12 protein-coding genes are annotated in these 10538 nt (G+C 71.6%); all 12 read left to right on the forward strand.

The genetic code is table 11. The annotated features are described in order from the left end of the window. Positions 1-350 precede the first annotated feature (350 nt). The 12 genes from ACFWXO_RS41545 to ACFWXO_RS41600 all read left to right on the forward strand — a co-directional run bounded on the left by ACFWXO_RS41545 (position 351) and on the right by ACFWXO_RS41600 (position 10343). The gene (locus ACFWXO_RS41545; RefSeq protein WP_380531459.1) at positions 351-2135 is read left to right on the forward strand and encodes a ParB/RepB/Spo0J family partition protein; all 1785 of its coding nucleotides are present in this window, start codon (positions 351-353) and stop codon (positions 2133-2135) included. Between the two features lie 216 nt (positions 2136-2351). After that, complete coding sequence (locus ACFWXO_RS41550) at positions 2352-2750, forward strand: hypothetical protein (protein WP_380531462.1); 399 nt, start codon at positions 2352-2354, stop codon at positions 2748-2750. Positions 2751-2904: 154 nt separating this feature from the next. Further along, positions 2905-3084, forward strand: coding sequence for a hypothetical protein (locus ACFWXO_RS41555; protein ID WP_380531464.1), 180 nt, complete (start codon positions 2905-2907; stop codon positions 3082-3084). A 121-nt stretch (positions 3085-3205) separates the two neighbouring features. Beyond that, on the forward strand, positions 3206-4513 hold the full coding sequence (locus ACFWXO_RS41560; RefSeq protein WP_380531467.1) for a DNA cytosine methyltransferase: 1308 nt from the start codon (positions 3206-3208) through the stop codon (positions 4511-4513). A 157-nt stretch (positions 4514-4670) separates the two neighbouring features. Beyond that, positions 4671-5081 (forward strand): hypothetical protein, encoded by a 411-nt coding sequence (locus ACFWXO_RS41565; protein ID WP_380531470.1) that lies wholly within the window; start codon positions 4671-4673, stop codon positions 5079-5081. Between the two features lie 114 nt (positions 5082-5195). After that, positions 5196-6335: a single-stranded DNA-binding protein gene (locus tag ACFWXO_RS41570; protein ID WP_380531473.1), complete on the forward strand. Its 1140-nt coding sequence runs from the start codon at positions 5196-5198 to the stop codon at positions 6333-6335. Between the two features lie 101 nt (positions 6336-6436). Then, positions 6437-6754: a hypothetical protein gene (locus ACFWXO_RS41575; RefSeq protein ID WP_380531476.1), complete on the forward strand. Its 318-nt coding sequence runs from the start codon at positions 6437-6439 to the stop codon at positions 6752-6754. Between the two features lie 220 nt (positions 6755-6974). Then, complete coding sequence (locus ACFWXO_RS41580; RefSeq protein ID WP_380531479.1) at positions 6975-7307, forward strand: hypothetical protein; 333 nt, start codon at positions 6975-6977, stop codon at positions 7305-7307. Between the two features lie 200 nt (positions 7308-7507). After that, positions 7508-8392 carry a hypothetical protein gene (locus ACFWXO_RS41585; protein ID WP_380531482.1) on the forward strand — a complete coding sequence of 295 codons (885 nt, stop codon included), beginning with the start codon at positions 7508-7510 and terminating at the stop codon, positions 8390-8392. Between the two features lie 181 nt (positions 8393-8573). Next, positions 8574-9554: a replication-relaxation family protein gene (locus ACFWXO_RS41590; protein WP_380531485.1), complete on the forward strand. Its 981-nt coding sequence runs from the start codon at positions 8574-8576 to the stop codon at positions 9552-9554. A gap of 89 nt (positions 9555-9643) precedes the next feature. Continuing rightward, complete coding sequence (locus tag ACFWXO_RS41595; RefSeq protein WP_380531488.1) at positions 9644-9805, forward strand: hypothetical protein; 162 nt, start codon at positions 9644-9646, stop codon at positions 9803-9805. A 79-nt stretch (positions 9806-9884) separates the two neighbouring features. Beyond that, positions 9885-10343 (forward strand): hypothetical protein, encoded by a 459-nt coding sequence (locus tag ACFWXO_RS41600; protein WP_380531491.1) that lies wholly within the window; start codon positions 9885-9887, stop codon positions 10341-10343. Positions 10344-10538 lie beyond the last annotated feature (195 nt).

A 10538-nucleotide genomic window follows, 5' to 3' on the forward strand; every position in this document is an offset into this window, starting at 1 on the left:
GGGGGGGGGGGGGGCGGGGTGGGGGGCGGGGTGCGGCCCCGCGGCCTGCTCTTCCGCTGGGGGGGGGGGCCGCGCGCCGGGGGCGCCGCGCCCCCCCCCACCCCCTGCGCCGCATCTGCCTACGCGCGTAGATCAACCACTCCCCCACCCCGCCCACAAGGCCGGCCAGGATCTCCGGTGCGCCGCCGGCCGCAGGGGACTCCGGCCCGGGCGGGCGCCGCCAGCCGGAAGAATGCGGCTCACCACACTCCATGCTGCACGTTATATGTGGTATAGTTGTTCACAACGGACGGGCCGGGCGGCTCGGCCGGATCAACCCGCTATCCAACCAAGAAGAAGGGCACACTCCCGTGTCTGCACGCACCAAGTCCAAGACCCCCGCACGCCCGGCGACGGGCATGATCGTCCGCAACTTCCGGTTCATGGAGGTCGACCCCCGCACGCTCGTGCTCGACCCCTGCAACGTCCGCACCGAGGAGAAGCTGCCCACCCAGGAGATGCTGGACTCCGTCGCCCAGGACGGCGTCGACACCCCGGTCATCGTCCGCCCCCTGACGCCCGAGCAGATCGAGAAGCTGACGGAGGAGGGCAAGCCCGCGCCGGAGTTCGGCGTCCTGGCCGGACAGCAGCGCTGGCTGTCGAGCAAGGAGGCCGTCAAGAAGGCCGAGGAGGACCACACCTCCTGGCTCGCCCTGCCCATCGTGGTGCGCGACGACCTCAAGGGAGCCGACAAGGAGGCCATCACCAGGTCCCTGGTGGAGAACACCCACCGCAAGGCCATGACCAAGCGGGACGAGGCCCAGGCGGCGGCGCAGCTCGCCGCGTTCTCCATGACCCCCACCCAGCGGAAGAAGGCCGCGCGCAGCATCGGCCTGACCGACGCGCAGTTCGCTGCCGCGAAGGGGGCCGTGGCGCTGGACGCGAAGACGTTCGACGAGGCCGCCGAGTGCGACTTCGACCTGGTCCAGACGACCCAGTACGGCACGGTCGAGCACCTGCGGGGGGCTTCGCGCCGGTTGAAGGAGGCGGCGGCGAAGGACGCGGCCGAGGGTGGCGGCTACGGCCACTGGGACCACGCCATCGCCAGCCTGCTCCAGGAGGAGGAGACCGCCCGGCTACGGAAGGAGCGTCTGGCGGCGCTGCGGGCGGACGGCGTGCCCGAGGTCGACCGGCCGTACGAGTGGCGGGGCGACAAGATGCGCCTGCTGACCGACCTGATGAGCGGCATGGGCAACCCGGTCGACCCCGAGCACCACGTCAAGGACTGCCCCGGCCGCGCCTTCTTCAACGAGTACGGTGAGGCGGTCCTGGTGTGCGCGGACTGGAAGAAGAACGGCCACCAGCTCAGCAAGAAGGCGGCCGAGAAGTCGGGTGGTCCGGCTACGGCCGAGGAGTCGCGGGCCGCCGTCCGGCTCATCCGAAGCAACAACGAGGCATTCAAGGCCGCGACGACCGTCCGCCGGGCCGCGCTCAAGGCCGCACTCAAGGAGAAGCCGAGCGGCGCGTCGTGGGCGCTGGTCCGCCGGATCGTCTGCGACATGCCGGGCTGGTACGCCAAGTTCGTCACCAGCCCGAACCGGCGGCTCATGGCCCAGTTGCTCGGGGCTCCGGAGTCGGTCACCCGCGAGAGCGGCAAGAAGGAGGACGACGAGGACCGGATTACGGTCTGGCTGGAGCAGGCCGAGTCCCGGATGGGCGAGGCCAGCTCGGGGAAGCTGATCCTGGCCCAGATCTTCGCCGCCTTCGAGGCCCGCGTGATGAACGCGAACAAGGTGTGGGAGAAGCCGGGCGCCGCCGTGGTGCAGCTGCTGGTGTTCATGCGCGATCACCTGGCGTACAAGCTGTCCGAGATCGAGGCGGCGATGGTCGCCCTGGTCGAGGGGAGCGGCGGCGAGCCGGATGCCTCTGCGGCGCAGGCGCAGCTGACCGGGCAGGCCGACCAGGAGTCCGCTGGCGGGACCGAGGCGGCGGACGAGCTGTCCGTCGAGGTGGAGTCCGCCGTGGGCACGGAGGTCGACGGGGTGGAGCCGCTGGCCGCCGAGTCGGCGGCCGAGGTGGAGCCCGAGGCGTCAAAGGAGCAGCCCGCCGAGATGGACGAGGCGGCGCGGGAGGCGGACGTGGCGCTGGCCGCCTAGTTCCTGCTGCCGACCTTCCCTTTGCCCGGCCCGGATCGCGTTGTGCGGTCCGGGCCGGGCCCTTTGCGGTCCGCGGCCGGCTTCTGGAGCGGGCGCCGGCCGGGATCGGAGAAGACGGGATGGATCGCGGGTTCATGTTTTATGTGGTATAGTTCTTCACGTCGGGGCGTGTGCGGCAGCCCGCCCCTTTCAACCCGCTTCAACGGAGGACCCACCATGAGCGACCAGCCCAGCAACACCGTCACCGCCTGCCGAACCCGCGTCCAGGTCGACCTCGATCTGACCGTCGAGGACGGCTCTCCCGTGATCAACGCCTTCGGGGAGAGCGAGCCGCTGACGGGGATTCGACTGACCTTCGCCAACGGCCAGTTGAAGGCCGTGCGCCTGGAGACCGCCGACCCCGGCCACTGCGCCTTCGTCGACGCCCCGGAGCTGGAGCGTCCGCAGACCTGGCCCGCCTTCCTGCGGGAGGCCCTGGCCGCCCACGACCCCGGGCGGCACGAACGCGAGGCGGCCGCACTGCGCAGCACCCTGGCGGCCCTGCGCGAGGTGCTCAACAACACCGCGCTCCCCGACGAGCTGCGGGGGCAGCTGGTCCAGCTGCTGGACGGCTGAGCCACCTGCGTCCGACCCCGGGCCGCTTCACCGCATGCGGCGGCGGCCGGCCCCCTTCACCGCACCCCGGCTAGCAGTCGGCGCCACCGGTTGCAGACGCCGGCGATACGCAAGGTCCCGTCCCCGCCGCAGAGGCGGCGCGAAGGAGATTCCCATGATCAACGTCACCGCAGCCTCCCTGCGGCGCAATGACCGCATCGTGCTCCACGGCGATGAGCTGCCCTACCTCGTGGATGACGTCGTGGACATCCCGAACGGGCGGGTCCGCGTCACCTTCTCCTCCGGCGACGAAGTGGAGTACGCCGCCGAAGACAAGGTTGCGGTCGTCGACTGAACGAGGGCGGCCGCGCTCGACCCCGGTCCGCCGCCCTGCGGCGGCGGACCGCTGCCCCTTTCGACGCCCCGGCTTGGCGGCCGGCGGCGTCTCAACCCGCTCTTCACCCGCAGAGGACTTCATGGCACCCGTCTTCCGCCACGACCGCGATCTCGACTTCACCGACCTGTTCTGCGGAGGAGGCGGCACGACCACCGGCTTCACCGAGTCGGGGTACACCTGCCGCCTGGCCGCCAATCACGACCCGGTGTCGATCCGCACCCACGTCGCGAACCACCCGACGGTCGAGCACCGGCGCATCGACATCAGCAACACCAACAAGCGCAGCATGCCGCGCACCCGGATCCTGGCCGGCTCCCCGATCTGCACCGAGATCGCGCTCGCCGGGGGCCGCAAGCGCACCCGCGGCCAGCTGGAGCTCGACCTCCAGGTCGAGGGCGACGAGGGCCGCGCCAAGCCGGAGACCTGGGAGCGCACCCGGGCCACCGCGCTCGACATGATCGCGTGGGCGGAGGTGCACAGGCCCGACGCCGTGTTCGTGGAGAACGTGGTCGAGTTCGCCACCGACTGGGAGCTGTTCGACTGGTGGCTCAAGGGGTGGCACCGTCTCGGCTACCGACACCAGATCGTCTGCGCCTCCTCCGCCCACCTCGGCGACGACTCCAACGTCCTGGCTCCCCAGCTGCGCGACCGGATCTACATCGTGTTCACCCGGACGGCGACCCCGAAGCCGAACCTGGAGGTCCGGCCGGCGGCCGACTGCCGGGAGTGCGGCCCAGTGCGCGCCCGCCAGGTGTGGAACAACCCGAGGGGCCGCAAGATCGGCAAGTGGGGCGAGCAGTACAACTACCGGTGCCCCAACCGCAGGTGCGGCCACCAGCTGCTCATCCCGCACGTCCGCGCCGTCGCGGAGGTCATCGACTGGAACCTGCTGGGCCGGCGGGTCGGCGACGGGAAGCCGCGGCACAAGGTGTTCAAGCCGTACGCGGCCTCGACCCGGGCCCGGATCGCGGTCGGGCTCCAGCGGTTCGGGGCGGACCCGCACATCGCGATGCTGCGCAACAACAGCACCGCCGTATCCATCCGCGGGGCGGTTCCCGTCCTCGCCGCCCAGGGCCGCCACCACGCGCTGATCATCCCCAACGGGCGCAAGAACGCCCCCCGTACGACGGCGGAGCCGCTCACCACGCTGGCGACCAAGCCGCACCACTCCCTGGTGTGGCCGGCGCCGGAGGTGGACGACTGCCTGATCCGGATGCTGACGTCCGACGAGATGAAGCAGATCCAGCGGTTCTCACCGGAGTACATCGTCCACGGGAACCTGGAGGAGCGGACGTTGCAGATCGGCAACGCCGTCTCGGTAAACGCGGCCCGCTGGTTCGCCGAGCGGATCCGGGCGGCACTGACCAGGTTCGACCTGGCCGTCTGATCCCCCGGGCCGCCGCCGGCAAACACGCGGCGGCGGCCTGGGCCAGGGACTCCGAGGCACACCAATCCCCATGGGCATGTTCTATGTGGTATCGTTTTTCATGTCGGCAGGTCGGGCGGCCTGCCCCTCAACCCGCTCCCGCAAGGAGGACCGCACCGTGTCCGTTCTGATCACACCCCCGGACAAGCTGATCCGCACCCACGCGCTGGCCCAGTCCCTGCACATCGACCACGACGGCCAGAGCCGCGACCCGTTCGTGGCTGCCGCCATCACCCGCGCTTTCACGGCGCTCCACCAGGCCCAGGTGAACGCCTGGAACCTCCACCTCCCCGACGGCGCCCCGACCCGAGCCGCCGTCTCCGAGCTCGACCTCGACCAGCGGTGGCCCGAGGAGGACCAGTACTTCCGCTTCGGCGACAACCGGATGCTGCTCCACAGCTTCATCAGCGAGCTCGGCTGGGCGATCTACAACGCCGACGGTCTGCTCCCCACCCGCAACGAGTTGGACCTCTATCTGCACTGCGACCGGCCGGCGCTGCTCGTCCTGGCGGGCGTCCTGCGCCTGTGACCCCGCCGTGGTGGCGACGCTCGCGCGTCGGCACCACCTCTTGCCCGGCTGGACGGCGGTGGCCCGCCGTCCAGCCCTCAACCCGCTTCCCCGCGCCCCCGCCTGGAGAGCCCCATGCCCACCGCAACCGTCACCCCGCCCGTCGCCAAGCCCGACGCGGCGCCCGAGGTCCCGGCCAGCTTGCTCAGCCACGTCGACGTGCGCCCGTACAGCCCGTCCCTGCTGGTCCTGCTCGCCACGTTCCCCCGCGCCAACGGCGTCACCGAGCACCTGGCCCTCGCCACCCCGGCCGCCCCGTACGGCAACACGCCCTGGCAGAGCGCCGCGATCGCGCTGTACCTCGCCGCCGTGCGCGCCGGCCGGGAGCAGCTGTCGGCGGCCGCACTGCGCGACTTCCTGCATCCCGACCGCCGTACCCAGGACGGTCAACCGCACCCGGCCCGGCTGCCGTTCCACGGCGCGGCCGCCGAGTACCCGCTCAACGTTCTCCACGACCGCCGGATCGCCTGCGTGCTGTCCGTCGTGGTCGGCGGCCTGGATGAGAACGGGTGGCCGGAGGCGGAGCTGTTCGTCTGGGAGCGGGAGGAGGGCATGCGCGGCAAGTCGTGCGGGTTCAACCGCACGATGCGCCGCCGGGGTGCCGCCGCAGTCGTGGCGTTCGCCCACGAGGAGATGGAGGGCGAGTACGGCCGCCTGGCAGCCCGCGTCCGGCAGCTGGGCGAGAGGGCGGGAGCGGTCGGCCTGGCGCGGGAGGCCGAGCTCGCCGGCCTGGTCGCGAAGGCCTGCGGGGGAGCCCGCGCTACGGCTCGGGCCGACACCGAAGCTCGCATCGAGCAGGCCCGGCAGAAGACCCAGAAGACCGGGGCGGGCAAGGTCCGCAAGGCGATGCGGCTGCCGCTGGGCGCCCCCGAGCTCGGCGAGCAGGTCGAGGTCGCCCCCGCCGTCGAGATGGTCACCGGGACGGTCGTCCGGCCGGTGGAGTTCCAGGAAGTGAAGGGCCATCCGGTGGCCCGGATGCACATCTCCGTGGACCAGCAGGGGCCACCGCGCTCCGGGGCGTCGCTGCCGGAGCTGCTGATCTGCTCGCTGGAGGGCACGACGGCACAGGCCGCCCACCGCGCGCTGCGCCCGGGCAGCCAGGTGGTGATCGCCGGACGCCGCCGGGTGCGGACCTACAGGGGGAGCGACAACATCCCGAGGTCCGCTGTCTCCTTGCAGGTCGAGCGCATCGGCCTCGACATCACCCAGATCTGACGCTCCCCTGGCGGCCGCGCGGCGGCCGCCGGAACGGAGCACCCTCGCGCCCGGGCGGCGCGGCTACCCAACCGAATCAGCAACGAACGAAGGAGGACCAGGTGCGCATCCGTGCCATCCACCCCTGCGGTTGCGGCTGCAACTGCTGCGGCAACCACACCGATGGGGACACCCGGCCGCTCGACCGGGCCCGCCCCAAGCACGTCATCCGCATGCTCACCGGCAAGATCCAGAACCAGAGCGGCGCCTACCTGCTCCTGGACGCCCGGGTCGCGATCGTCCCCGACGGCGACGGGCGCCCCGCCGGCGTCCTGTCGGTGACGGCCACCGCGCTCGACGCCGCCGACGACCCGCTCCCCGGCTGCCACTGGGACCTCGGAGCCGGCGCCCTCCCGGCGCTGGCGCCGCACCTCCGGTGACCAACGACCGTGACCTCCGCGCGCCTCGGGGGTCACGGCCGGCATCCGCAGGCACACTCGGCCTGCGCACCCGCCCGGCCTGCCCCACCGGCATCGGCCCGGGCCACCACCCACCGGCGGTTTCGTCGACGAAAACGCCGGCCGCCTGCACCCCGCTCGACCGCACCGTACGGGCCACCACATCACGGGCCCGTCGGGCCGCACACCAAGGAGAATCCCCATGACACACGCAACCCGACCGATACTGACCGAGGCCGCGGTCCAGGCCATCCTCACCGACGCCGGCTGGATCCTGGCCACCGACGAGCACGGCAAGGTCTGCGACGTCGACGACCTGGCCCACGCAGGCGATTTCAGCACCCAAGCCCAGGACCCAACGCCCGACGGCAACTGCGCCAAGGTCCTGCTCCTGTGCCGGACCCCGGACTGCGTACCGGTGCTGACGGAGATGAACGCTCACCTGCTCCAGGCCGGTTTCGGCAGCCGGCCCTCCGATGACGGCATGGAGTTCCTGCTGATCCTGCCGCGGCCCGACGGCGGCCGCCGCCGGTGACCGTCCTGGCGAATGCCCTGGTCGGCATGTCGACCGAGAACGCCACCTGGCTACGGCGAAACCGGAGCCGGGGGCCGGCCGGGCCGCCCCGAGGGTGCGCCGCGGAGCCCGGCTACCCGCCGCATGTTTTATGTAGTATCGTTCCTCGCGTCGCAGGGTCGGGTGCCGGCCCCCCAACCATCATGAAACGGAGGCCCGCGATGATCCCCGCCGGCCGCAAGTACGTCACCACCGAGGGGGCCGCCAAGATTCTCGGCGTTGCCTTCTCCAGCTTCCAGAGCCGGCGGCAGTGGGAGAAGCTCCCTGTCAGCGTGAAGAGCTTCTCCCGCGTCGACCCTGAGGCCAAGCGGCCGCTTCGCATCTGGGACGAGGAGCAGATGCAGGCCTACGCCAACCAGCGCGAGCTCCCCCTCGATCAGCAGGACATCCCGGTGCTCCCGCTGGACCCGCAGAACAACCCTGCGGACGAGCGCGACGGGGACCTCCTCGACTGGGTCGAGGCCTGGGAGTCGATGCCCGCGGACAACCGCCCCGACAAGGACGCCTGGGCGGACTACGTCAAGAAGCCGGCGGCCGGGTCGGCGGTGAAGAAGGTGCGGACGAAGGGGCCGGAGTGGAAGACCGAGATCAACGGAGTCCGGTACTGGGAGCGCGGCACGGTGCGGACCTGGAACGAGGACCGCCCGAAGGGCCACGGGGCGGCACGTACCGGCGGTCGCAAGACCGGCTCCCTCAACCAGGTGGCTGCCATCCGCAAGGACGCCGTTGAGCGGGTGGCCCGTACGGCAGAGCTCCTCGCGGCCGCGCCCACGGACACGCCGGCGGCCGTCGTCGTCCGCCGGCTGGTTGAGGAGTTCGGGTTCACGACGCGCACCGGCGAGCGCCTGGTGAAGGACACCCAGATGGGCCTCGCCGAGCGCGACAAGGTGGCCGCCGTGCAGCAGGAGCTCTGGGACGAGCCGCGGGAGCGCGTCGTCAAGGTCCTCGCCGAGGGCCTCGGCCTTCCGCCAGCCGTCGCGGCCTACGTGCTCGACGACGTCCTGGCCCAGCAGGCCCAGGGTCGGCCGCGGGCCAAGCAGAAGTAGCTCGGCATCAAGGTGCCGGATTCCTTGACGCCGCGTCTGATCTGGGGCGCAGCGGAGCATCAAGGTATTGGCTGATCCCTTGATGGCGCCTGCGAGGCCGAGTTGTTACGCCGCGGAGCCCGGGCGTCAAGGGATCCGTCAAGGTGTGCGGGGTTGGCTTGGCCGGCACCAGAGAGCACTGATGAAGGAGACCCTGATGACGGTGGCCGTCCCCACGAAGCGCCGTAAGCGCCGGCACGACGGTGCGGCGTTCGACCGTGCGGCCCTGGCCGCGCTCTACCAGCACCGGCTCGCGACCAGCGGCCAGTTGTACGAGCTGCTCGGTCCTTTCACCAGTGGCGAGGAGGAGAGCGAGCAGGAGGACCACAACTTCCCGGCCGCCCGCATGCGGAAGCTGCGGGACGACGGCTTGGTCGACCATGCGACCCGCTACTTCCCGGGCCGCACCCGCATCTGGTTCCTGACCGAAGCCGGCCGCGCCCTGGCGGGCAGCTTTCCCGAGCTGCTGGACCGGGTCAGCCCGCCGCAGTCGATGACCGACACCGGTGCGCAGCTGCTGGCTCCCCACACGCTCGACGTCCTGCGGACGCACCTGGCGTTCCTGCGGGATGCCCGGCGGCGGGGCGACGAGTACGGGCCGCTCGACTGGGCGCCGGAGGTGTTCCACCGGCTTTCGGACCGTTCGGCCGACGCGATCCGGGCCGATGCCTTGATGCGGTACACCGTGCACTCCCCGGAGGGCCGGGCGCACCTGCGGGCGTTCGTCGAGCTCGACCGCTCCACCATGAGCAGCGAGAAGCTCAGCTCGAAGCTGACGTCGTACGCGCGGTACTTCGAGTACACCCCGGTCCCGCTCCACCTTCGCGGGACCACGGAGGCGCAGGGGGCCTTGCCGGCCTGGCAGGACTTCTACCCGCGGTTTCCCAGGGTCTTGTTCGTGCTGACGCCGGGGTCCGAGAGGACCTCGGAGACAACGCTGCGCAACCGGATCGAGGACCTCCAGGTCGCCGCCGCCGACAGCCCGCGGGTGGTCAACTTCCTGCGGCACGTCCCCGCCGGGGCGGCCACCCTCCAGGACATTGAGGCGCACGGGGCCACCGGGAAGGTGTGGAGCTCTCTCGCCGATCCGGACCGGCCCGCGTGCGGCTGGACCGAGCTGTAGCACCGGATACCGCTGTCAGTGCCGAGGACCCGGCGGCGGGGCTCACCACCGGGTGTCCCGGCTCCTCCCTGACTGAGAAGGACGGAACGATGACCTTGCAAAACAGCGGGCCGCTGGAGCAGACCACGCTGACGGCCAGCTACCGGGCCGTGCACGACGAGGCTGAGATCCACCTGCTGGTCAACGGCGGCGGCACGCCGCAGACCGACGCGGACATGGCCCAGGCGGCGGACGTGGCCCGGACCTTGTGACGCGCATGCTGCCCGGACCGCCCGTGCGGCGCGGCACGGCAGTGCAGTACCTACCGATCTGACGAGGAGAATCGACAGCATGGCCAGCGCGCTTCTGATCAACCCCGACTCCACGGTCGAGCCGATCGACCTGCCGGACGAGCCCGGCCTGCGCAGCAAGGCGATCGCGACGCGCCTGAGCGGCAGCCCCGACCCGGGGAACTATCACCGCCGGGCGCTGATGTGGGTGCACGGCAACGGCGCGAACGAGGGGTTGCCGCCGAACCTGACAGCCACCGCGCTGGCCAGCGCCTGGCGAGGACTCGACATCGGCTCTTCCTACTTCCTGTACGGCAGCGTCATCGTCACCGGCGCCGAGTACGGCGACGTCGCCCCGCTTGAGGAAGACCTGGCCGGCCAGGCGCAGGCCGTCGCCGAGGCGGTCGTCGCGCGCCGGACGGCTTGGCAGACCGAGCAGCCGGCGTCCAACGAAGCCGCCTGGGCCGAGATCCTCCAGTGCGCCTTCCGGGCAGTGCGGCCGGGAGGCAGCGCGGAGTAGCTGCGCCGGACACGCGCTGGGCCCGGGGGCTCCCCAATTGGGGAGCCCCCGCTGGTCTTCCCAGCCGGAGGCCTGGCGCGTTGCGGAAGCGGCTTTGCCCGCCCAGCAGGCCGACGGGGCGCGCCCCCCAAACACGGGGGGCCCCCCCGGGGGGTGAATGGGGCGGGGTAAGAATCCGCGAGACGGGGTTTTGGC

The organism is Kitasatospora sp. NPDC059088 (assembly GCF_042738155.1).
GTDB lineage: Bacteria > Actinomycetota > Actinomycetes > Streptomycetales > Streptomycetaceae > Kitasatospora.

Excerpts from the sequence above, each read along its gene's own strand:
- ACFWXO_RS41590 (WP_380531485.1), top strand. The coding sequence starts at position 8,574 with ATGAAGGAGACCCTGATGACGGTGGCCGTCCCCACGAAGCGCCGTAAG.
- ACFWXO_RS41555 (WP_380531464.1), top strand. The coding sequence starts at position 2,905 with ATGATCAACGTCACCGCAGCCTCCCTGCGGCGCAATGACCGCATCGTG.
- ACFWXO_RS41580 (WP_380531479.1), top strand. The coding sequence starts at position 6,975 with ATGACACACGCAACCCGACCGATACTGACCGAGGCCGCGGTCCAGGCC.
- ACFWXO_RS41595 (WP_380531488.1), top strand. The coding sequence starts at position 9,644 with ATGACCTTGCAAAACAGCGGGCCGCTGGAGCAGACCACGCTGACGGCC.
- ACFWXO_RS41560 (WP_380531467.1), top strand. The coding sequence starts at position 3,206 with ATGGCACCCGTCTTCCGCCACGACCGCGATCTCGACTTCACCGACCTG.
- ACFWXO_RS41585 (WP_380531482.1), top strand. The coding sequence starts at position 7,508 with ATGATCCCCGCCGGCCGCAAGTACGTCACCACCGAGGGGGCCGCCAAG.
- ACFWXO_RS41600 (WP_380531491.1), top strand. The coding sequence starts at position 9,885 with ATGGCCAGCGCGCTTCTGATCAACCCCGACTCCACGGTCGAGCCGATC.
- ACFWXO_RS41570 (WP_380531473.1), top strand. The coding sequence starts at position 5,196 with ATGCCCACCGCAACCGTCACCCCGCCCGTCGCCAAGCCCGACGCGGCG.
- ACFWXO_RS41550 (WP_380531462.1), top strand. The coding sequence starts at position 2,352 with ATGAGCGACCAGCCCAGCAACACCGTCACCGCCTGCCGAACCCGCGTC.